At 62.1% G+C, this 25268-nt stretch carries 5 protein-coding genes; 1 reads left to right on the top strand and 4 read right to left on the bottom strand.

Features of this window, described 5'->3' with window-relative positions:
- Positions 1–207: 207 nt before the first annotated feature.
- Positions 208–6297: a protein kinase domain-containing protein gene (locus Mal15_RS26380; RefSeq protein WP_147870489.1), complete on the bottom strand. Its 6090-nt coding sequence runs from the start codon at positions 6295–6297 to the stop codon at positions 208–210.
- Complete coding sequence (locus tag Mal15_RS26385) at positions 6288–20399, bottom strand: S-layer family protein (protein WP_147870490.1); 14112 nt, start codon at positions 20397–20399, stop codon at positions 6288–6290. Before Mal15_RS26385 ends, Mal15_RS26380 begins: the two co-directional genes overlap by 10 nt.
- A 402-nt stretch (positions 20400–20801) precedes the next feature.
- Here Mal15_RS26385 and Mal15_RS26390 point away from each other — a divergent pair, with 402 nt between their 5' ends.
- Positions 20802–21818, top strand: coding sequence for a hypothetical protein (locus Mal15_RS26390; RefSeq protein WP_147870491.1), 1017 nt, complete (start codon positions 20802–20804; stop codon positions 21816–21818).
- Here Mal15_RS26390 and Mal15_RS26395 read toward each other — a convergent pair.
- Both Mal15_RS26395 and Mal15_RS26400 read right to left on the bottom strand, forming a co-directional pair.
- Complete coding sequence (locus Mal15_RS26395) at positions 21811–24075, bottom strand: site-2 protease family protein (RefSeq protein WP_147870492.1); 2265 nt, start codon at positions 24073–24075, stop codon at positions 21811–21813. The two genes, Mal15_RS26390 and Mal15_RS26395, sit on opposite strands and share 8 nt — an antisense overlap.
- Before the next feature lie 27 nt (positions 24076–24102).
- Positions 24103–24963: an efflux RND transporter periplasmic adaptor subunit gene (locus tag Mal15_RS26400; protein WP_167547062.1), complete on the bottom strand. Its 861-nt coding sequence runs from the start codon at positions 24961–24963 to the stop codon at positions 24103–24105.
- Positions 24964–25268 lie beyond the last annotated feature (305 nt).

Raw genomic sequence — 25268 nt, forward strand, 5'->3', positions numbered from 1 at the left:
AGGCAGAATGATGGGAAGGCAGAATGATGGGAAGGCAGAATGATGGGAAGGCAGAATGATGGGAAGGCAGAATGGTGGGGCATTGCCGACAATTCACACATTACCCGCCCTGACTAATATTGTTTTGCCCCCATCGTTTTGCCCCATCCTCTCCCATCCTCAACTGTCTTCATCATTCTGCCCCGTATCATTCTGCCAACCTTCCCTTCATCCACCGACCACCGCCACTCGATCCACCATCGCCCCCTGTTGCCCTGCCTCTTCACGGTGGTCCGGTTCCACTTCGATCGTGATCGTCCCGCTAACGGATTCACTTTCCTGCCAGGAGTCCGCAGCATTCTTTGATCGATACCGGAATCCTGAAACACCGACTCGGACCGTTCTCGAAATCACCGACATCTCCTCCAGTGATGCTTGGTCCTCCGACTCGCTACCGTCGGCGATATTCGCTGCCTCTTCGGCCGCTGACGTTTCGACGCGATAGGCCAATGTAGCGATCAACGCTTGCACCTCTCGGGCATCGACCCCTTCGCCGAATCGAACCCGCAAACGATTCGACGCGCCGTCATCGGAAAGGAGTTCTCCGATCTTTTTCAGTTCCGCGTGGTGATGGGCGCGGTGGTAGCACATCGTCTGCCCTTGCTGGTTTCGGAGAACGATCGTTGCGCCCAGCAAGTCACGACGCGGTCGAATTGCCAACTTTTCTCCTTCGATCGATTCACCTTCGATGCTGACGGTCAATTCCGCGCCGTCGAATCGGGCCAGTCGGCTGGGATCGCTCAGCAGCGCCGACGCCCCGATATTTTTGAAGGGCACATTGCGTCGCACGGAGAATTGGTCGTTGGAAAATGCAAACGTGATAGGAGACAGCGGGGCACCTTCCCAGATCGTCGTTTGGCCGTTCATGCCCGAGGACAGCAGGTTTTGACCGTCGGGCGAGATCGAAATGGACGTCACATCACTTTCCGCATTGACTTCGCTTTCGGCGTCCAACCGGAACAGTTTTTTATTCAGCGTAAACAGTTCTTTGATCAGTCCATTCGAAGTGGTTTCGGGCGCGCCCATCGCCTCGTCTTCCGCCGGATCCTGGGCGGCGATCGCGTCCAAGATCCGGCTGGTGTCCCAGATTCCGATCCCTTTGCCCTGGCCGGTCACCAAACGTCGACGATCATAAGACAGTGCCAATGCGGTCGTTCCGCTGGCATCTTCTTCGTCCATTCGCGCGAGCAGTTTGCCTTGCAAGTCCCAGAACGCGACCGCGCGGTCACCGTCACAGGTCACGATCCAACTGCCATCGTCGGCAAAGACGGCCGTCGTCACCTTGCCCGGTTGCCACGTTTCCATGATGCGTTCAAGTGTGCCGTCATCACCGAATCGCCACACGCTCGCGCCGGTGTCGGTGCCGATCAGCACCAGGTTTCCATCGGGGGAAAACATCGCAAAACTCAATTCACGACGTTCTTGGTTGGGAATCGCCAACGGAACCGACTCCCACGTCGTCGCGTTGAATTGCCACAGTTTCCAGGTGCCGTTGCGATCCGCGGTGATCATACGATTCGGATCGGTCGGGTCGAAGACCGTGGACACGATCGGCCCGTCGTGACGTCCGGCCAAATGCACCGACGCGAGACTGGTCTCGCTCCAATGCGTGCCATCGAATTCCCAAACACGGACGTTTCCTTCGCTATCGCCGACGACCAGACGATCACTTTGACCGCTCGCGATGTCATAGGAAAAGTCGACCGCGGCGATGCTGGACGCCGGGCGGAAACTCCGTTTCAGCGTCGTAAAGCTCAGGCGGCGGTCGTCGTCGGCGGCCAGCAATCGAGCTCCTTTGCCGCCGACCACCAACAGTTGACGCTCGCGCGCTTCATCGCCGACCACCATCGCGGTCGAGACGTCACCGAGTTTCGAAGAATTCATTTCGGCGAAATCGGATCCCGCGTCGTTCCAGGTCCAATAGCCCACGCGGTAACGCGATGCGCTTGTCGATTCACCCGCCGAAGACGTCTGCGCCGGAAAGAACAGACTTAGCACCGCCTGGTCGGAGCCGGGCACAAAACGCGCCGATCGGATCGTCGGCCGGTTGTCGGTCCAGTCGCGCCGTCCCGCCGGATCGGTCAATGCGAATTCGGCTTCCGATTGAAAGGCGTCACCTTCCAGACGATACAACTGGGCAACGGGAAACTCCGTGCCTTCAAGCGGGGCGTGGCCGACCAGCAATCGATCGCCACCGGTCGAGATGTCCAGCGCCGTCACCGGTCCCTGCCACGGCAGTTTCGTTTCCTGCGTTCCGTCGTTTGCGTTCCATTTGACCACTTCACCGTCCACGCCGGCGGTGATCAAGGACTGACCCGGTGGCAAAAATGCCGCACAACTGACCGCCGATCGGTGCGCCCGAAATCGAGTCAATTGGCGTGGGGCCGACGATTCATCATCGACCTGATACACGAAACAATGACCGGAGGAATCACCGATCATGAATCGCTGACCGTCGGGAGCAAAGCTGATCGTGGTCACGTCGGGGATTCTCCGCCGCAAGCGGTCCAGTTCGTCGATCCCTTCGCTGCCCGAGCGTAGCGCCACCGCCGAGACACTCGCGCTGCGACGCTTGGATGCCGCGGCGGCCTGCTGGGTCAACTGCGTTTGGGCATAGTCCGCCAACAAAGCGGTTTTCACGACGTCGCCGTTCTGATCGATCCGCCAAAACCAGGCCGGAGTCATGTGTTCGTCGCTGCCGGTGACCACCAGCGTGGTCGGGGAATCTGGACGCCAGGCGACATCGGCGGCACCGCGGTATCCGGTCCCGTCAAGTTTCAGCGTGTGGGTGCCGCGGTTGGTGTCCCATAGCCGTGTGGTGTTGTCGCCGGCGGATGTCAACAACCGTTCGCCGTTACGATCCATCACGCCGGTGGCGGCCAACATGGCGTGGCCGTGGACCAGCATCTCGCCCGTCGCCCGCCCCGGATTTTGCAGATCCCACACTTCGACGGTCCCGTTGGCATACACCGTGGCGATCCATCGTCCATCGCGTGAGTAAACTGATTTGAGCGCGCTGGACAATCCGCGTTCACTCGGTTGTCGACTCAACCGCACCTCCGGATCGGGCACCAAATCGCGGGGCATGGAATAATCTTGCCAGGCCCACAGCTTCAGTCCGTCATCGGCCCCCGACAACACGAACTCGCCTTGGTTGGAAAAGACGCATGATTGAACCCAACGCCCGTGACCGCTGAGCACTTTGTCGAGCTTCCAACTCCCACCCGCCGGCTTCCACACACGGACCGTATTGTCGTTTCCGCCGGTGACGATGCATTGTTGATCGCCCAGTCGGCCCACGTCGATGCTGCGGATGCTGGCGGTGTGTCGGTCACCGGGGGCGCCGATTTCATCTCGCTTGTTCGCCGCCAATTGACTGCCGTCCAGCCGACCTTGCAGCCGCTGTTTCAGCAACTCGCTGCTCGACGCGACGACATCGGCCTGGGCCGAATCAAGGTTCCAACGCAGCAAGCTGCGATCGTATCCGCCAGAGAGCACCGACCGTCCGTCGGGGCTGAACACGGCGGCATAAACCGGACCGTCGTGGCCACGAAAATCGTACAACTTCTTCGCTTCGCTGACGCCGCCGGAATTCGACGCCGTCTTCCACACCCGCACCCTGCCGTCTTCACACGCGGTCACGACCAGATCGGGATCGTCCGCCGACAACCGAGCGCTCCAGACCTTGGGATCCAAGTGGTCCGCCATCACGGAGCGTCGCTGGCCGCTGGTGCGATCCCAGACCACTGCGGTCCGGTCGGCGGCGCTGGTGACAACCTTGGTCGCATCGCCGGAAAAACCAACGCTCAAAACTTCGGCCTTGTGTCCGTGAAGCAATATCGGGGATTGTGCGATCCCTGCGGACGTGACCTCCCAAACACAGACGTCAAAATCGCTCGGCTGTGTCGCCGCATCCGGATCGCGATGGCGAATGCCTGCCGCAGCTAGAAAACGGCCGTCACTTGAAACCGCGACCGCGTTGATCTTGACGCCGAACCGGATCGTCGTCGGTTCGACCTCTGAATCCAGATCGTCGACGCCCTGCCACAACAAGACATTTCCGTCGTCGGTCCCCGCGGCAAACACCAGCCCCTCTCGCGAACTGGCGACCGCTTTGACATGGTCTTTGCCCGTCAGCGTCGCGACCGCAGCGGGACTCCAACTGTGTTTCAGGATTCCCCACTCGATGTGCCGCAATTGTGACATGACCGGATCGGCATCGGGTTGGGTCGGATCCAGTTTATCCAGAATCCGCTCGGCCTTGTCGCGCAGCTTGCGTCGGATCGATTCGGCGGCCAATCCGATCTCCGATCCATAGGGGGCTTCTTCGGCGCGACGTTTTTCCAGTCGCGCTTCGGCTTCCAATCGCCGTGCTTGACGTTGAGCCCGAAAGGCTTCGTTCCGCGCGCTTTCGGCATTCTCTTTTTCGGTTTCGGCCTTCGTTTTTAGATTCGTGGCGATGACCTGTTGTTCACGGGCGTAATCCCGTTGGGTTTCCAGCGACTTGGCGTTTTCCAGCGACTCCATGTAGAAGTACAGCGTCACGGCAACGACCGTCAAAACGGCCGCGATCGCGGTGCCCGCTGCAATTTTAGAAAACCACGCCAATCGGCGGCGTGCGGCGCGCTTGAGTTCCAATTTGGACAGCAGGTCGCGGTGCTCGGGGTTTTCCGGATCCAGGACGGAGATTCCCAGTTCATAGTTCTCTTGGTCGAGCGCGTTTCTGGCGTGTGCCAGGGTCGCCAAACGCATCCCGCTGACCGCGGCGGTGTTGCCGTCCCAAAGTTTTAACGCTTCTTCATAGGCGAATCGGGCGCGGGCAAATTCGTCACTGCTTTGATTCTTTTTCGCATTGGCAAAGTGCTCGTCGGCACTTTCGGACAACTTGATGCTTTCGCGGTGCGATTGATATTCACGAATCGCATCTTGCAGCTCTTGGACGCTCTGGTAGCGGTCCTCCAACTTGGTCGCCATCGCTCGACGCGCGATGTCCACCAATTCTCCCGTCCGCGTCGTGGGGATGATCTCGTTGGCCGCCGCCGCCAGCAAGGCTTCGCCGGTGTCGCCGGTCTTGGGGTGCGGCGGGGTTCCCGTGACGATCTCGTACAAGACCGCCCCCAGCAGGTAGATGTCGCTAACCACGCCCAGCTCGGAAGGATTGTGGGCGGCCATCTCGGGCGCCATGTACGCCGGTGTGCCCGCCGGTCCGGTTGCGACCGAAGCCCAAGGTTGGCTGGGATCCTTGGTGATCGACACGGCGATCCCCCAGTCCATCACCGAGACTTCGCCGAACTCGCCCACCATGACGTTGTGGGGTTTGATGTCGCGGTGCAGGAAGTTCCGGTCGTGAGCGAAGGCGATCGCGTCACAAACCTTCATCAGGATTTCCAGGTTCTCCTGGTCCGTGTTCTCACCAATGAACTCATTCCAAGGTCGCCCTTGGACGTGTTTCATGGAGTAGAACGGGATCCCGGTTGCATCGCGTCCCAGTTCGTAAATCGGAACGATGTTGGGGTGTTCCAGTTGTCCGGTGACGACGACTTCGGAAATGAACTGGCTTTCGCCCACGCTTCCGGCGCCGGCCAACTCCGCCATCGGCACCTTGACCGCCACGTTTCGGTCCAGCGATGTTTGGCGGGCCGACCAGACGCGGCCCATGCTGCCTTCGCCGATCACTTCGGCCAACTCGTAATCGCCTTCGCTGGCCCCCTTGGTGCCGGGTTTTCCCTTGGTGATTTTTCGCGTCGCGATGCTCAACGTCGGGCTTTCGACTTTCGTTTCCGTCGACGGCTGGTGCGAACTGAGCGTGCTTTCGGCGGTGAATCCGCCGCCGCCGAAGGTCGATTCCCAGGTCCGCTCGACACGCCGTCGAAACTGCGGCGACAGGCGCCGCGGCTGGATCAACCCTTCGCTGCTGTTCAATTCGCCCCGCGGGCTGTCCGGCTCCACTGCCGTCGGGTCAAATCCGCTCGCTACGGGAGCCTTCTCGCCGGACTGATCGCCGGCTTCTTCGACGGACGTCGCGCCAAGTTCCGGTCGGTCATCGGGCGAATCAGGCCGGACTTCATCGCGATCCGCTTTTGGTGCGGCAAACGGAGACGCCGGGCCATCGTCAGCTGCTGCGGCCGACTCGGAGGTCGGGGCGTCGGGGATGATTTCTTCGTTGCCGGTAAAAAAGCACGCGCAGCTTCCGCAACGCCCATTCGCCTGGTCGCGTTGGCTACACAGTGAACCGCAATAAGAACAGATTAGCGCCATGACGCTGGTCTCCGTGCTGACAATTGATTTCGATGGCGTCTTGCCGACGACGAGACGGGTTGCGACGATCGACGCAGGCCTTTGGCATCCCGTTTGGCCATCCCCGCGGCCAGAATGATGCTGCCGCTGGACACGACCGGAACGCTACCGAGTCGTTCGATGCTGCTGAGGTTCGCTCGACCGCCCGACTCCGCGTCGGGCTGTTCTGGCGGCACAGCGTCTTGTTCGGCGTCGATCCGATTCTCGCCGTCTTCCTCGACGGACTCGCCGTCCGATTGGACCGGGGCGTCCGTTTGCGCTTCGATCGGTTGGCCGTCGCGAATGATAAAGTCCAGCACCAAACGCTCGGTTTGGCCTTCGATCAAATAGATTCGATAGCGATCGTCCGGCAGTCGTTTGAACAACTCCGGCAGTTGGCTGAGTTCGAATCCCGCACCGGAATCGGGGTCTTCCAAGTCCGGCAGACTGTATTCTTCTCTGCCCTGTTCGGACTCCCAAAGCTTGACCTCGCCTTCCGACTCGGCACCAAACGAAACGATTCGCAGCACGTAATAACGTTGGCTGGTCACAACGGCCGAACCGACCGAATTGTTCAATTGCAACGGGGGGGCGACGACGACGATGCGTTGGGTCGCCGGAGTGGTGATCACAATCTGCTCGATCGTGCGCACGAAGGTGACGCTGTCTGATTCGGGCAGGGGCGCCGAAAACGGCAGCAACGCGCCTTCCACTTGCAGCGTGACCGTGGTGGCGAACTCCGGTCGATCGAGTACATCGAATGAGTTTTGTGTCAATAGGATCGAACCGTCGGCGATCGACGTCAGTGCGACGTTGACGATGATGTCACCCTGGTTCGGGGCGACGTCATAGGAGTGTTGATAGTTCACCGCGACCCCACCGACGCTGATGTCTTGCTCCAGCGGGTTGCGACGCGACGGGTCGCTGTCCCCGGGGGTGCCCTCCAACCAGTCCACCTGGGCGACGAACCCCAGCCCCGACGGATCGTTGACCGTCACGTCGATTTGCGCGTTCCGCTGGGTGCCGCCGAGCCGCTCACCGACTTGAACACCGCTGATCGGATTGCTGGAATTGACCAGCACGCCGCTGATCCTGCCCTTGTTGGTCGAAACGATGGCGGAATCGTCCAGGGTCAGCAATCCCGATCCGGCGCCGTCGGCGTTGGCCGCGATGCTGACCCCGACCGCGTCGTTATTTCCGGTGGTGACCCGGCCCGCTGCTAAGATCGATAAGTCATCGTCGGCACTCAAGTTGATTTGCCCGCTATCGGAGCTGATCGTTCGGACGACGACCAAGTCGGATGCCGCGCCGGTAGCCTGAACCGTGATCGCTCCACCGACCGTGGTGATCGCGTCGTTGACCGAGCGACCGTTGTCCACCACGATCGAGCCGCCGGCGTTGATGTCAACGTCGCCGGAGCCGAGTTGGTTGGCATTGGTGATCGTGATCGCGTCGGATTCAGCGATCTGTATGTCTCCCGAGCCCCGATTGATCGCGCTCAGCGCCGAGACGGTGGTGGCCAAATCAATCCCCGTCACCGCATCGACCGACAATCCGCTGGCCGTGATTGACCCACCGGACTGTTGGACCGCGCCACCGGAAGCGGTCAGAGCGAAATTGTCATTTGCGTGGGCGATTGCGGTGTTCAAGGTCAGATTGCCCGACGAGGCGGCAAGACTGATCGTTTGCGTCGATGCATCGGTCGAAAGCGTCGTGATCTGGCTGGTGTTCAACGCCCCCTGGTTGATCAACGAAATGTCGCCGGCGGCACCGACGCCCGAACTGGAAAGCTGATAGGAGATTGCATCGGCCGACAGTGCGGTGCCGATCCCAATGCCCCCGGCCGCAGACAGTCGCAACACGTCAGCCGTCGCGACCGAGCCGCCGATCAGGTCACCCGATGCCGCGATCAGCGTCAAGTCATCGCTGGCATTTCCGATCGCACCATCGACGGTCAAGGGACCGGCGGATGCCGTCAACGTGACGGTTTGGCTGGACCCATGAGTCGACAATCCGGTGATCTGACTGGTGTTCAACGCTCCGGTATCGATCAGCGTGATGTTGCCGGCCGAACCGGAGGCGGCCGATGTCAAATCGTAGCTTGCCGCATCGGCGACGACGGCGGTGGCGATCCCGATGCCTCCGCCGGCCGATAGCGTCAGACTGTTGGCCGTCACCGTCGCCCCGCCATTGATGTTTCCGGCGGGAGTGGCAAATCGCAAGTCGTCGTTGGCGTCGCCGATCGCGCCGCCCATGTTGAAATCTCCGCTGCTGATCGTCACATCGATCGTTTGGGCCGACGCGTCCGTGGTGATCATCAAATTGGCCGAGTCGGCTTCGACGATCGTGATGTCACCCGCCGATCCGATTCCCGAGGATGTCAAGTGAAGGGTGTTGGCGTCGGTGTCAAACGCGGTTCCGATCCCGATCCCACCGCCCGCTTTGACGGTCAATGTATCAGCCGTCACGGTCGATCCACCACCGACATTACCGGTGTTCGCTGTCAACGATAAGTCGTCGTTGGCATCACCGATCGGTCCGGCCACATCCAGGTTGCCCGACGACACGGTGATATCAACGGTCTGGGCCGATGCCGCCGTGGTGATCGACAAATCGACCGCGTCGGTTTCGACGACGGTGATGTTTCCCGCCGCGCCGCTTCCGCCTGTGGTCAGGTTCAACGTGTCGGCGTTGGTGCCCAGCGCCGTGCCGATACCGATGCCGCCCGATGAGAGAACCGTCAACGTCGCAGCGGAGGCGATCGCGTTGCCGACGACGTTTCCGGCACTGGTGCGGAGCGTCAGATGATCGGTCGTGTTGCCGATCGCACCGCCGACGACCAAATCACCCGACGATGCGGTCAAGTCGATCGTTTGCACCGACGCGTCGGTTGCCAGCGTGACCTGGGCGGTGTTCAAACCGCCGGTGCTGACCAACGAAATGTTGCCGGCCGCACCCACACCCGCGGTGGTCAAGTTGTAGGTCGCCGCGTCGGCAGTGACCGCTGTTCCGATTCCGATCCCGCCACCGGCACTGAGGGTCAAGTCGTTAGCGGTCACGGTTCCACCGCCGACGATGTTCCCGCTGGTCGCGGCAAACATCAAACTGTCGTTGCCATCGCCGATCGCACCGCCGACGGTGAAGTCGCCGGTCGACAGAGTGACGGAGATCGTCTGCGCCGAGGCGTCGGTCGCGATCAACAGGTTGGCCGCGTCGGCTTGAACCACGCGGATGTCGCCCGCCGCACCGACGCCCGCCGATGTCAGATCCAGCGTGTTGGCATCGGTCTGCAAAGGCACCCCGTTGCCGATGCCGCCGCTGGAATTAACCGTCAACGTGTCGGCGGTCACCAGACCGCCGCCGACCACGTCGCCACCCGACGTGATCAACACCAAGTCATCGTTGGCGTCACCGATCGCGCTGTTGACCGTCAGGTTTCCGTTGCTGACTGTGACGCTGACCGATTGGGCCGACGCCGCGGTCGTGATCGACAGGTTGACCGCATCGGCTTCGACGACCGTGATGTTGCCCGCACCGTTGCTGCCACTGGTGGTCAGATCCAACGCATCGGCGTCGGTCTGCAGCGCGGTGCCGATGCCGATCCCGCCACCGGCGACCACCGTCAAATTCGCCGCCGTCGCGGTCGCACCACCGACGACGTTCCCGCTGCTCGCGCTCAGGACCAAGTGATCTCCCGCATCACCGATCGCCACGTCGACGGTCAGATTGCCGGTTGATGCGGTCAAACTGACCGTTTGTGTCGTCGTCGCGGTTGATAGCCCCGTGATCTGGCTGGTGCTCAGCGAATTGGTGTCGATCAGGGTGATGTCGCCGGCCGAACCGATTCCCGAAGTCGTCAGGTTGTAGCTTGTCGCGTTGGCGGTGATCGCGGTGCCGACACCGATGCCGCCACCGGCTTGCAACACCAATGCGTCGGCCGTCACCGTCCCGCCGCCCACGATGTTTCCGGTCGTCGCGACGAAGGTCAAACTGTCACCGCCGTCGCCGATCGCACCGCCGATCGTGAAGTCGCCTGTGCTTTGTGTCAGCTGGATCAACTGGGCCGACGCGTCGGTCGTCACCGAATAGGTGCTTGCATCGGATTCGACGACACGGATGTTCCCGGCCGCGCCGACGCCTGTTGTCGTCAAGTCCAGCGTGTCAGCCGTTGTACTCAAGACCGTTCCGATGCCGATTCCCCCGCTCGCCGTCACCGTTAACGTCGTCGCGGTTGCCGTCGCACCGCCAACGACGTTGCCGGCCGCTGCGCTGAGCGTCAGACTGTCGGTTGCGTTGCCGATCGCCCCGCCAACGATCAGGTCACCGCCCAACGCATCCAGGCGAACGAGCTGCGCCGAACCGTCGGTCGACAGCGTGACCTGGGAGGTGTTGAGTGTGCCGGTGTCGAACAACGTGATGTTGCCGGCAGCCGCATTGCCAGCACTGGTCAAATGATACGTTGTCGCATCGGCAGTGACGGCGGTGCCGATTCCGATTCCACCCCCGGCCTCCAAACGAAGTTGGTTGGCCGTCGCGGTCGCCCCGCCCACCACATCGCCGACCAACGCGCGAAGCGTCAAGTTGTCGACCGTGTCGCCGATCGCGTTGTTGATCGTCAAATTTCCCGTCGATGCGGTCAAGTCGACCGTTTGGGAGGACGCGTCGGTCGTCAGCGCAACTTGGCTGGTGCTCAATGCATTGACGTCGACCAGACGGATGTTGCCGGCCGAGCCGACGCCCGCGGTGATCAAGCTGTAGCCGGACGCATCGGCCGCAACCGCCGTTCCGATACCGATGCCGCCGCTTGCATTGAGGGTTAAGGTTGCTGCCGTCAACGTCGCGCCTCCGCCGACGATGTTTCCGGCCGTCGCGGTCAAGTGCAAATTATCCGAGGCATCACCGATCGCACCGCCGACAGTCACGTTGCCGCCGGTGGCGGTCAAGCGAATCGTCTGGGTTGACCCCGCCGTCGATAGCGTAGTGATTTGATTGGTGTTCAGCGCCCCGGTGTCGACGAGCGTGATGTTCCCGGCCGCCGCGGCACCGCCGCTGGTCAGGCTGTACGTGGCGGCGTTGGCGGTGACCGCAGTCCCGATTCCGATGCCGCCGTTGGCATCGAGTGTCAGCAGATTGGCCGTGACCGTACCACCGCCGACGATGTCACCGGCGGTTGAGATGAAGGTCAAATTGTCATTGCCGTCGCCAATCGCACCGCCGATGGTCAGGTCGCCACCGGACGCGGTCAGACGGATCGTTTGAGACGACGCGCCGGTGTTCAGCGTCGTGATCTGATTGGTGTTCAGCGCTCCGGTGTCAACCAGCGTGATGTCGCCCGCCGCACCGACTCCGGCAGAAGTCAAACTGTACGTCGTCGCGTCGGCCGTGACCGCAGTCCCGATTCCGATTCCGCCACCGGCGCTCAAGGTCAAATCGTTGGCCGTCACCGTGCCGCCGCCGACAATGTTTCCCGACGTCGCGCTCAAGGCCAGACTGTCGTTCCCGTCGCCGATCGAACCGCCTAGGGTGAAGTCGCCGGTCGAGACGGTCACACTGATCGTTTGTGCCGACGCGTCCGTGGTGACCGAAAGATTCGCAGCGTCGGCTTGAATGACCGTGATGTTGCCGGCAAGCCCCACGCCACTGGTTGTCAGGTTCAACGTGTTGGCGTCAGTCATCAACGCCGAACCGTTGCCGATCGCTCCGCTAGCCGTGACCGTCAACGTCTCGGCGGTCGCGGTTGCGCCGCCGACGACATCTCCGGCCGTGGAAACGAGAGTCAAGTTGTCGGTGCTGTTGCCGATCGCAGACCCGATCGTCAAGTTTCCCGTGGACGCGGTCAGGCTGACCGTTTGTGCCGATCCGTCGGTCGCAAGCGTCGTGATCTGATTGGTGTTCAGCGCGCCGGTATCGATCAGCGAGATGTTACCCGCGGTGCCGGTTCCCGACGTGGTCAGGCTGTAGCTGTTCGCGCTGGCGGTCACGGCCGTCCCGATGCCGATCCCGCCGCCGGCGCTGAGCGTCAAGGTTGCGGCGGTCGCGCTCGCACCGCCGACGATGTTGCCGGCGGTCGCAATCAGGGTCAAGTCGTCGACGGTGTCGCCGATCGCGGTGCCGATCGTCAGGTTGCCGGTCGAGGCGGTCAGGCTGACGACTTGCGCCGAAGCATTGGTCGTCAACGACGCGATTTGATTGGTGTTGAAGGCTCCGGTATCCACCAACGCGATGTTGCCGGCGGCACCGACAGCGGCAGTGGTCAGGCTGTAACTGGTCGCGTTGGCGTTGACCGCGGTTCCGATCCCGATCCCGATGCCGCCGCTGGCGTCGAGGGTCAAGGTGGCCGCCGTTGCCGTTCCCGCACCACCGACGATGTCACCGTCCAAAGCGGTCAGGTTCAAGTCGTCTGCCGAATGGCCAATCGATCCACCGACGGTCAAGTCGCCCGTGGTCGCGGTCAAGCTGATCGTCTGCGCCGATCCGGCGGTCGACAGGGTGGTGATTTGGCTGGTGTTTAGGGCGCCAGTGTCAATGAGAGTGATGTTTCCGGCCGCGCCGGCACCGCCGCTGGTCAGGCTGTAAGTGGCCGCGTTGGCGGTGACGGCGGTTCCGATACCGATGCCGCCGCTGGCGTCGAGTGTCAGGGCATTGGCGGTCACGGTGCCGCCGCCGACGATGTCGCCGGCCGAAGCGATGAAGGTCAAGCTGTCGTTGCCGTCACCGAGCGCGCCGCCGACGGTGAAGTCGCCGGTGGAGAGCGTGACGCTGATGGTTTGGCCCGAGGCATCGGTGCTGACCATCAAGCTGGCCGCGTCGGCTTGGATGACGGTGATGTCGCCGGCGGCGCCGACACCGGCGGTCGTCAGATCCAATGTATTGGCGTCAGTGGCGAGCGCCGTTCCGACCCCGATGCCTCCGCTGGCGACCACCGTCAACGTGTCGGCCGTCACGGTCGCTCCACCGACAACGTCACCGCCCGACGCGGTCAGGTTGACGTTGTCGTTTGCGTCGCCGATCGCTCCGTTTACGGTCAAGTCGCCGGTGGTGATGGTTATGTCGACCGTTTGCGCCGAGGCATCCGTGGCGATGGAAAGATTCGCCGCATTGGCTTCGACGAGGGTGATGTTGCCCGCCGCGGCGATTCCGCCGCTGGTCAGTGCCAGCGTCGCGGCGTCGGAATTGAATGCCGTGCCGATGCCGATGCCGCCGGCTGCATTGATGGTCAGCGTCGCCGCGGTCACGCTTGCCCCGCCGACGACATCTCCGGCACTGGAGACCAGCGTCAGATTGTCGGCGGCGTCGCCGATCGCCGCACCGGCGGTCAAGTTTCCTGTCGATGCGGTCAGACTGATGGTTTGCGTTGTTCCGTCGGTCGCAAGCGTGATCTGATTGGTGTTGAGTGCCCCGGTGTCGACCAGCGAGATGTTGCCTGCGGCGTTGGTCCCTGCCGTGGTCAGGCTGTAACTGGTCGCGTCGGCGGTCACGGCCGTGCCGATGCCGATCCCGCCTCCGGCCTGCAGTGTCAAGGTTGCGGCGATGGCGGTCGCGCCGCCGACGATGTTGCCGGCGGTCGCGATCAGGGTCAAGTCGTCGATGGTGTCGCCGATCGCGGTGCCGATCGTCAGGTTGCCGGTCGACGCGGTTAGGCTGACGAGTTGAGCCGAAGCATCGGTCGTCAATGATGCGATTTGATTGGTGTTGAAGGCTCCGGTATCGACCAACGCGATGTTGCCGGCGGCACCGACAGCGGCAGTGGTCAGGCTGTAACTGGTCGCGTTGGCGTTGACCGCGGTTCCGATCCCGATGCCGCCGCTGGCGTTGAGCGTCAAGGTGGCCGCGGTTGCCGTTCCCGCACCGCCGACGATGTCACCGTCCAAAGCGGTCAGGTTCAAGTCGTCTGCCGAATGGCCAATCGATCCACCGACGGTCAAATCACCCGTGGTCGCGGTCAGGCTGATTGTTTGCGCCGACCCGGCAGTCGACAGCGTGGTGATTTGGCTGGTGTCCAGGGCGCCGGTGTCAATGAGAGTGATGTTTCCGGCCGTGCCGGCACCGCCGCTGGTCAGGCTGTAGCTCGTTGCGTTGGCGGTGACGGCGGTTCCGATCCCGATCCCACCGCTAGCGTTGAGCGTCAACGCATTGGCGGTCACGGTGCCGCCGCCGACGATGTCGCCGGCCGAAGCGATGAAGGTCAAACTGTCGTTGCCGTCACCGAGGGCGCCGCCGACGGTGAAGTCGCCGGTCGAGAGCGTGACGCTGATGGTTTGCCCCGACGCATCGGTGCTGACCATCAAGCTGGCTGCGTCTGCTTGGATGACGGTGATGTCGCCTGCGGTGTTGACACCGGCGGTTGTCAGATCCAGCGTGTTGGCATCGGTGGAAAGCGCCGTTCCGATTCCGATGCCTCCGCTGGCGACCACCGTCAACGTGTCGGCCGTCACGGTCGCTCCACCGACGACGTCACCGCCCGACGCGGTCAGGTTGACGTCGTCGTTTGCGTCGCCGATCGCTCCGTTTACGGTCAAGTCGCCGGTGGTGATGGTCACGTCGACCGTTTGCGCCGACGCATCCGTGGCGATGGAAAGGTTGGCCGCATCGGCTTCGATGAGGGTGATGTTGCCTGCCGCGGCGAGTCCGCCGCTGGTCAGTGCCAGCGTCGCGGCGTCGGAATTGAATGCCGTTCCGATGCCGATGCCGCCGGCCGCATTGATGGTCAGCGTCGCCGCGGTCACGCTCGCCCCGCCGACGACATCTCCGGCGCTGGAGACCAGCGTCAGATTGTCGGCGGCGTCGCCGATCGCACTGCCTGCGGTCAAGTCGCCGGTCGATGCGGTCAGGCTGATCGTTTGCGTGGTTCCGTCGGTTGCGAGCGTGATCTGATCGGTGTTCAGCGCACCGGTATCGATCAGCCTGATGTCGCCCGCGGTGCCCGTGCCCGTCGTCGTCAAACTGTAGCTGGCCGCGTCAGCGGTCACGGCCGTCCCGATCCCGATCCCGCCAACGGCGCTGAGCGTCAAGGTTGCAGCCGTCGCGGTCGCACCGCCGACGATGTTCCCAGAAGCCGCAATCAGGGTCAGGTTGTCGACCGTGTCACCGATCGCGGTTCCGATCGTCAGGTTGCCGCCCGACGCGGTCAGGCTGACGAGCTGCGCCGAAGCATCGGTCGTCAGGGATGCGATTTGGTTGGTGTTGAGAGCCCCGGCATCGATCAATGCAATGTTGCCGGCGATACCGACACCGGCCGTGGTCAGGCTGTAGGTCGCCGCGTCGGCGGTAACCGCCGTTCCGATCCCGATCCCACCGCTGGCGTCGAGCGTCAACGCTGCCGCCGTTGCCGTTCCCGCACCGCCGACGATGTCACCGTCCAAAGCGGTCAGGATCAGATCATCTCCCGAATCGCCGAGCGATCCGCCGAGGGTCAAGTCGCCCGTCGTCGCGGTCAATCGGATCGTCTGCGCCGACCCGGCGGTCGACAGCGTGGTGATTTGACTGGTGTCCAGGGCGCCGGTGTCAATGAGGGTAATGTTTCCGGCCGCGCCGGTACCGCCGCTGGTCAGGCTGTAGGTGGCCGCGTTGGCGGTGACGGCGGTTCCGATGCCGATGCCGCCGCTGGCCTGGAGCGTCAAGGCGTTGGCAGTCACGGTTCCGCCGCCGACGATGTCGCCGGTCGAAGCGATGAAGGTCAAGCTGTCGTTGCCGTCACCGAGGGCGCCGCCGACGGTGAAGTCGCCGGTCGAGAGCGTGACGCTGATGGTTTGCCCCGAGGCATCGGTGCTGACCATCAAGCTGGCCGCGTCGGCTTGGGTGACGGTAATGTCGCCCGCGGCGTTGACCCCGGCGGTTGTCAGATCCAGTGTGTTGGCATCGGTGGAAAGCGCCGTTCCAATCCCGATGCCACCGCTGGCGTCGACCGTCAACGTGTCAGCGGTGACCAACGCACCACCGACGACGTCACCGCCCGACGCGGTCAGGTTGACGTCGTCGTTGACGTCACCGATCGCTCCGCTGACGGTCAAGTCGCCGCTGGTGATCGTCACGTCGACCGTTTGCGCCGACGCATCCGTGGCGATGGAAAGGTTCGCCGCATCGGCTTCGATGATGGTGATGTTGCCCGCCGCGGCGAGTCCACCGCTGGTCAGTGCCAGCGTCGCAGCATCGGAGTTGAACGTCGTTCCGATGCCGATGCCACCGGCCGCATTGATCGTCAGCGTCGCGGCAGTCACCGTCGCCCCGCCGACGACATCTCCGGCGCTGGAAATCAACGTCAAGTTGTCGGCGGCGTCGCCGATCGCACCGCCCGCAGTCAAGTCGCCGGTCGATGCGGTCAGGCTGATGGTTTGCGTTGTTCCGTCGGTTGTTAACGTCGAGATCTGATTGGTGTTGAGAGCACCCACATCAATCAGCGAGATGTCTCCCGCAGCTCCACTGCCCGCCGTGGTCAAACTGTAGCCGGTCGCGTCAGCGGTGACCGCGGTCCCGATGCCGATCCCTCCGCCGGCCTGGAGCGTCAGGATTGCAGCCGTGGCGGTCGCTCCGCCGACGATGTTGCCGGCGGTCGCAATCAGGGTCAGGTTGTCGGCCGCCTCTCCGATTGCGGTTCCGATGGTCAAATTGCCCGTGGTGGCGGTCAGGCTGACGGTTTGGATGCTGCCGTCTGTGGTCAGCGTGTTGATTTCATTGGTGATGAAACTGCCCGTGTCAACCAACGCGATGTTCCCGGCGTTTCCGACACCGGCGGTGACCAAATTGTAGGTGGTGGCGTTGGTGCTGACCGCGGTTCCGATGCCGATCCCGCCGCTGGCGTCGAGGGTCAAGGTTGCCGCGGTTGCCGTTCCCGCACCGCCGACGATGTCGCCTGCGATAGCGATCAGGATCAAGTCATCGGCAGGATCGCCAATCGCTCCGTCGAGGACCAGATCGCCGACCGTCGCGGTCAGGCTGATCGTTTGCGCGGCTCCGGTGGTCGACAAAGTGGTGATTTGGCTGGTGTTCAGTGCACCCGCATCAATCAGTGTGATATTCCCAGCCGCGCCGGCACCGCCGCTGGTCAGGCTGTAAGTGGCGGCGTTGGCGGTGACGGCGGTCCCGATGCCGATGCCACCGTTGGCGTCAAGTGTCAAGGTGTTGGCCGTCACCGTGCCACCGCCGACGATGTCACCGCCTGATGCGATGAAGGTCAGATTGTCGTTGACGTCGCCGAGTGCGGCACCGATGGTCAAGTCCCCGCCAACGAGTGTCACACTGATGGTCTGTGCCGACGCATCGGTGCTGATCATCACGTCGGCGACATTGTCTTGAATCACGGCGATGTTGCCCGCCCCAGCGATGCCGGCGGTCGTTAGGTCCAAGCTGTTGGCATCGGTCGAGAGCGCGGTTCCGATCCCAATGCCTCCGCTGGCGTTGACCGTCAACGTGTCGGCGGTCACCGTCGCGCCGCCGAGCACATCACCGTCGGAAGCGGTCAGGTTGATATTGTCATTGCCATCCCCGAAGGCTGAATTGACGGTCAAGTCGCCGGTGGTGAACGTCACGTCGACCGTTTGGGCGGATGTGTGGGTGGTGATGGAAAGACTTGCCGCATCGGCTTGGACGATCGTGATGTTGCCTGCTGCGGCGACTCCGGCACTTGTCAACGCCAATGTCGCGGCGTCGGAGTCAAAGGTGGTTCCGACGCCGATCCCGCCACTAGCGTCCAGTGTCAACATGTCGGCCGTCACCGTTGCTCCGCCGTCCAGATTCCCACCGACCGTCGTCAACGTGACGTTGTCATTGCCGTCGCCCGATGCAGCGTCGATCGTCAAGTCTCCGCTGGTCACTGTGACATCGACCGACTGTGCCGTGGCGGCGGTTGCGAACGATAGACTCGCCCCGTCGGCTTCGACCAACGTGATGTTCCCGGCACCGGCCGCCCCGCCGGTGGTCAAGTCCAGGGTGTCCACATCGCTGTTGAAGGTTGTGTTGTTTCCGATCGCACCACTTGCGTCCAAGGTCAACGTCGCCGCCGTGACGATGCCGCCACCGTTGATGTTGCCGCCGGTCGTCGTGATGTCCACGTCCCCCGTGCCCGCATTGATCGCCGCGGCAACAGTGACGTTTCCTGTATGGTTCAGGGTGACCAGGCCGCCATCGGTCGTGATTAAACCGCTGCCACTGTCGTTGTCGAAGTCGACGCCGGAGGACGTGAACGTGCCGCCTCCGGTCGTGACCGCATCACGCACACGAACGTCGCCGGCGGCGGTGAATATGTCGCCTTGGGTCCCGCTGTTATCATTGGCGATCAATTCCACATTCAGCGTGCCCGTCGCTGTCGTGATCGTGCCTTGCAGATCGATGTCTCCGGCCGCCACCAAACTTAACGTGACCGTGACCGCGGTCGAAAGCACGATGTCGGCGTCGGATTCGAGCCGGATACGTCCGCTTTGAACCCCGCCGCCGCCGGCATCGGTGGTGATCGTGACGCTGGTCCCCGCGTCGAGCGCTGCGTTGATGTGGTCGTCACCGATTTCCGCACCAGCCGCGTTGGGGGAAAACACGCCGGCTGCGGTGTCGATGTTGGTTTGGGTATTGCCGTTGGAAATCGTGACGTTGTACGGGTCCAGCAGCCATGTCCCGGCGGCACCGGCCGTGGCGCTGGCATCGATCCAGCTGGACCGGACGTCCAACGACGCCTTTCCGGACGTTTCGATCAGCCCGCCGTCTCCTTGTGCGTTGCCACCGCGCGCGGTGATCGTCCCGTGCACGCGTGTCGTGTGGTCGGCCCAAACAATCACTTTCCCGCCGCGCCCGCTGTCAATTGCGTCGGCGCGTACGATGGACTGTTGCGACACGTACGTGACGTTTGCATTGCCGACCGATCCCTTGCCTTGATAATCACCGCCGATCAAGACCGTTCCGCCGCCGGCGGGTCCTGAGGCGTCGATCCGCGCCGCGTCGAACAAACCGACGTGCATTCCCAGAACATGGACGACCCCGCCTTGTCCGTCTGCGTCAACGGATGACACATCGATCAGACCGCGGACGATCGAGACGCCTTGATCACCGCTGTCGATGGAAACAAATCCCGCTGAGGCTTCGATCGATCCCGCCACGTCGATCGCTGGCCCCGACAACCGAACCGTTCCTCCGTGGTTCGTGATGCTGCCCGATTCAGCTAGCGACAACTCTTCGGTCGCGGTAACTTCGATCGCGGCATGGTCCGTGCGGATGGCGGATTCGAAATGCGCATGGCCCGCCGTCACGTTCAAGTCACCGCCGCCGAGATCGGTTTCGCCCGCAAACACGATCGAATCGTTCTGGTCGCCTTGAAAGACAAAGCTTGCGGCGAACGAATCCGCAAGCCCGCGGACTTCGACCTGCTGCCCGTCGGATTCATCGTCGACATCCGAAACGATTCGCAACTCCTCGTCGGGTGCTTCCAGCGACAGCGTGAACGGCGATTGCGTTTCGGCAGCTGATTCGGACGTGTGCCAAACCTGAATCTGACTGACACCCGGGCTATCGATACGATCGATTGCGGCTCGGTCGACATCGTCTCCCAACTGGACGGTCATTCGCTCCACATTCAAATCCTGGCTCAGGTCTTCGATGCCGACCAATTGCAGGTTTGCAGTGCCGGAATCCGATCGCACTTCCGATTCGATCGCCCCCGGGGCATTGATCGAATGAATCAGGGACTGGATGTGTTCGGCGGTGACCAGACGAACGTGATCGCGACCTTCACCCCCGTCAAATCGAATCTGCTGCCCCGCCAGCGAACCGTCACCGAGGTCCACGACCAGCGAATCGTCGTCGCTGGAGCCTTGGACCGTGATCGTGTCGGCTTGGTCGATCGACACACTGTTGACGCGTTCCCCGTTGACGCTAACGTGCAGCTGGTCCTGATCGAACGTCAGATGAAACGCATCGGCGTGTCCGTCGTTGGCGTCGGCGCCGGCGTCGATCACCAATCCATCGCCGTTCAGCACACGTCGTGTCTCCAGCCGCGTGACGTTCAATTCGGCAACCAGATCGTTTCTCCGTCGCTCCTTGCGTCTCCGACGCACCGGCAAGCGAGCGCCGGCGAGCTGCTGGATCCAATGGGAGAGTTTCATGATGGCGCGACAGGAATAGTCGAAAAAAGCGATTGCAATGCGACGATCGACGCAACCTTCAAATCTTAACACATCGCCTTTGAATCACCGTCAAAAACACCGACGCTTGCGCAACCGTCCCCGTGTAATTTCGGAACAAACGGATCAGATTCTCAAGGATTGCCGGATCTCGATCTGCTTGTGCCGCGATTCTGGTCATCTAATGGATTTGATCGGGATGTAGCGGTCCTGCCTGATTGATCGACCGCCGTCACAAACTGCAGAGCAAGGACAACCGGCGACGAATCGATATCAAGCTCAAGAAACTCTGTCCTCCATCCACCGCGGCCGCCGGCGGCGGCCCACCGATCGGAGCGGCTGGTTTTCTTGCCCGTGCATCAACCCTTGGGAACGTGACAGGTGATGACTGATTCTGACAACCGGTCGAACGTCGCTCGCTTCGCCAGCAGATGGGTTCCCGACGTTTTCCACGCTCTGGCGAGTGTCGCTACATCGAACGCCGCGTCCCCGGCAAGACTCGCCACCGCCGCAAGACTCGCCACCGCCGCGGTCGTGTTGACGGCCACACCGCTGGTCGCCCAAGAAGGCGTGCCATGCCTCTGGCGTTCCAGCGGTCATGGGCCGACCACCACCGACCCGTCCGCAACCATCGTACGTGTTGCCCCCCGGATTCTGATTAGCAATCCCGCCGATTCCGACGCGATGCCTCGCGATGAAGATTCACGAGTCACGTTGGCCGCACTCCATCGACGCCCCCGACCGTTGCAAGTCGAGCAATTCGAATCGCTGCCAAGTCCCTCGGACGACAATCCCGTCGAGGGGCAAGTCGAGGAGCCGACGTTGGTCCAACCGGTGCCATTAGCGCCGCCGCCATCGCTGTTGCCCGTGCCCGACAACACGCCGCGCGGATCGATCGATCAGTTTGACGACGGGCAACCCGAGCTGATTGAAAGTGATGTGTTGGACTTGGGAGAGATTCCACTGGTGCCCGAGGCAGTCGAGAATCAATCCGTCGACTACCCGCCGCAATCGGGCGGGGCTTGGTTGGACATCCGCCCACGCGGGATCGGATCATTTTCCAACGAGTTGGTCGCCGAGGCCGATCTTCCCGGCGACACCAGCGGGCTTGCCCAAAAGGAACCGATTCCGCAGCTGGTCATGCTTCACCGGGCCGATTTGAACATGCGAGATTTCTGGGGTGGGGCATCGTTTTGCCACAAGCCGCTGTACTTTGAAGACAACCGTTTGGAACGCTACGGCGCGATACGCGGTCCACTCTGCCGCGCGCCCGCGCTTCATTCGGGGCTGCACTTTGCCTTGAAAGCCGGCGTGTTGCCGGTGTCGGCGGCCATCGATCCGCCCTGCAACTGTGTTCGCAGCGGCTATCACACGCCGCCGCTGAAGCGGTTGATCAAATGACGGATTTGAAGGTCCGCGAGAGCACGCGATACACTCGCTGGCTGAGCGGCTGACCTTGCACGATGATCTTTGCCCGTCCGCGGGCCCCGATCAACAGCGGCACATCGGTCGAATCCAACGTGACGTGTGCCTTGTACGATGTCGTCTGCGGTCGCAAAACACCCGACGAATCGATTCGGTTGGAAATCTGCTGGTCCACCGCCAATTCACTCGGCACGCTTTCGAGATTGACCCTGGAGATCTCCGTCACTGTGCCGTTGACGACTTCGCCGCCGGCGATGTCCAGCCGCATCTTGACGCGTTGGTTTTCGCGCACGAATTGCAGGTCCGATTGGTCGATGTAGACCGCCGCTTCGAACGCGTTTTCCTGGCCGACCAGACAATACAGCGTCTTCCGCTCCAACGTGCTGCCGCGATTGCTCGGGTCCATCGGCGTGCCGCTCCAACGCGGCAATTCCAATTCGCTTGATGTCTGGGCCGCCGCTTGGTTCGCCAGCGTCGGCGGGGCCAACACCGTGCCGTCGACCGGGGCGGTCAGCACCAACGCCTGTTCGTCTTTGCGTAGTTGCTGCAGCCGTCGCTGCAGATCCGCAAGAATCTCTCGGGCGGCGGGCAATTGCGACGCCAACGCTTCGTCATTGCCACGCAACGATTCCAGGTTCTTGACCCTCAGTTGCTGTTGCCGCAGCTGGCCTTGCACACGTTCCAATTCGCGGCGGACATCGATGTTCTCCAAGGTCGCCAACGGCTGGCCGGCGGTCACCTTCGTCCCGACCGCAACCGCTTGGGTCAGTCTGCCCGGCACCGACACATAGACCCGACGCGCCTGCCGAGGCTCGATCATCATCGGCGCCGCAATCCGGCACGGAAGTGGGATCAAAAAACACGCGGCCACGATCAGCGTCGTCACGACACTCGACGCAATCAAGCGGCCGGTCTTGACCCGTCGACGCACAGCAGGGTTGGTCATGATCCTCCATCCAGCGGTTAGCGGAGTCGAAAGTAACGCGGCAATCAAAACGACGGCCAAGACCTGGGCGATGAAGGCCAATCCGATCGGTTTGCAGATTCGGTACACCAGAAATAGGATCGAAACCATCACCACCGCACGATAGGTCATCGAAGCAAACGCGTAAACAAGATTCACCCCGCGACGCGATTGCATCGACACGCTACCGCCCGGATCAATCCCGGTGAACACACGCGATACCAAACGACGCGCGGCCTGTCGCGAGTCCTGCCAAAGGTTCGGCATGTCCAGAAAGTCGGACAACAGATAATAGCCGTCATACCGCAGCAGCGGATTGCCGTTCAGCAACACCGTGCCGACCGAACAGACGATCATCACGTTCAAGCACATCGTATTGAACAGCCCCGGTTGGCTGGAAAACCACAAGATCGTACAAATCGCCGCCAACACAATCTCGACGATGATCCCAGCGGCGCTGATCGCCATCCGCCGGTAGCGGCTGGGCAGCTTCCACGCATCGGTGACGTTGCAGTACAAACACGGCGTCAACACCAGCAGCATCACGCCCAATTCATGGCAGCGGGCGCCGTAGTGTTTGCACGTCAACGCGTGAGCGAGTTCGTGCAGCAGTTTGGTCGCCGCCATCGCCACGGCCAACACGATCAAGTTGCCGGGGCTGAGCAAGGCATTCATCTCTGGCAACCGCTGTCGCAATGATTCAAACTCGGTTGCCAGAAGCATCAAGGCGGTTGCGACAAGCATCAAGCACACCGCCGAACACCACCACGTGAACACCCAACGCAGCTTGGGGTACAACCAGCAAAGGAATCGTTCGGGATCAAACCCGCGGAACCGAATCGCCAAGGGATTAGCAAACGCGCTGGTCCAAGCAGACCAGCGCTGGCGTTCAAATCGGGCGCGCAAGGGAGTGCCTTGGCCCGGCGCATCGGACAGCACCAATCCGTTGCGATGCAGGTTGGCGACGAACCAGTGCAGCCGCTGTTGCGTCATCCGTTGCGGCGCGAATCGTTGCTCAAAGCGTTGCTTGATCCGCTGCAAACTGGTGCGGCCGTCCAACCACTGCAAGATCGCGTACTCTTCCTCGCGAAACTGAAAGTACCGCAGCGACAGCGGATCCTTGATCACCCAGACGTTGTGGCCACGTCGGCGTTGCGGAAAGATCTCCAAGTCCAACCGACGTCGCAGTCTTAAACGATTCTCCGAAGGCGATGATGATGCACCATCGTCTTCGGAATCGCTATCGGTCGTCTGGTCGGTTCGTGACACGTCGCTCGTCTCCGGTCAATCAAACAATCAATCCAACGTGATCGACATCCCGGCGCGATGCCCCGGTTGCAACCGCCCGTCGGGATTGTCGACTTCGGCCCAGATTCGTACCTGACCGTTGACCGGGTCGATCTCGCGGCTGACAAACACGACGGTTCCGGAAAATGATTGCCGTTGTCCGCGCTCATCCCGCAAGACAACCGTCACGGGGGCCCCTTTCAAGTCGCGGGTCACTTGATCGGCCTGCACAAAACCCTCAGCGCGCAGCCGTTTGATGCTCACGATCCGAAAGATCTTTTCGCCGGGCGTGACCCACTCGCCCGCCGCATGCAACACCTCGGCGATCTCACCACTTTGCGGCGCCACGATCCGCCGCACTTCGATGTTGCGTTCGGCCATCGCGAGTGCGTTGGCGGTTAAGCTTTTTCGTGTCCTGGCGTTTTCCAGCTCACTGTGTGCTTTTTCGACTTCGAAAGCGTCTTGTTCGGCATCCAGGCGAGCTTTTTCGAGTTCCGATTCGGAGACGCTTCGTGGTCGATCGACGTTGGCACGAAAGAGCCGTTCGAATTGTTTCTGTGAATAGTCCCGCGCCTTCATGGCCGATCGAATCGCGACGTCGTTTTCCGCGTCACGTGTCGCGATGTCCAGTTCGTACGCCGCCCGTTTGTGATCCAGTTGTGCTTCGGTGTCGTCGATTTGTGCCAGCAATTGTCCCTTCTCGACAACGGTTCCCTCGGAGACATGCACGGCGGCCAACGCCCCGGCCGCCCGGGCGGGAACGTCGACCTCGTCGATCAATCGGATCAGGACGGAATCGACGTCGATCGTTTTGCCCGATGCGATCGCGGCCGGCAGTGTGATGAACAGGCAGCAAAATGCCAGGTGCACGATTGGAGATCCGGCTCTCGCTCTCGCCGGACCACGCCACGCCCACGTAGCTACGCTCGCCAGAGCGTGGAAACCCGCGGCGATCCACCTTCTGGTGAAGGTAGCTACGTTTGAATGACGATCCACGGTGGTCCTCGTGCGGCGTGACGCTGTCCAGCGAGGCCGCCGGGGCGGGGCTTGCCGACGACCGCCCGGAAGGGCCGTCGTACTGGGAGCAGCGTGACGGCCCGAAAGAGGCGTCGTACTTGGGGAAGCGATCGTCGTCGCCTGGATGTTTTTCATTGTTGGTTCCCTGAGTTCAAAAC

The sequence above is a fragment of the Stieleria maiorica genome, from assembly GCF_008035925.1.
In the GTDB taxonomy this organism is placed as follows: Bacteria; Planctomycetota; Planctomycetia; order Pirellulales; family Pirellulaceae; genus Stieleria; species Stieleria maiorica.

Coding starts and splice junctions, on each gene's coding strand:
- Mal15_RS26390 (WP_147870491.1), top strand. CDS start 20,802: ATGACTGATTCTGACAACCGGTCGAACGTCGCTCGCTTCGCCAGCAGA.
- Mal15_RS26380 (WP_147870489.1), bottom strand. CDS start 6,297: ATGGCGCTAATCTGTTCTTATTGCGGTTCACTGTGTAGCCAACGCGAC.
- Mal15_RS26385 (WP_147870490.1), bottom strand. CDS start 20,399: ATGAAACTCTCCCATTGGATCCAGCAGCTCGCCGGCGCTCGCTTGCCG.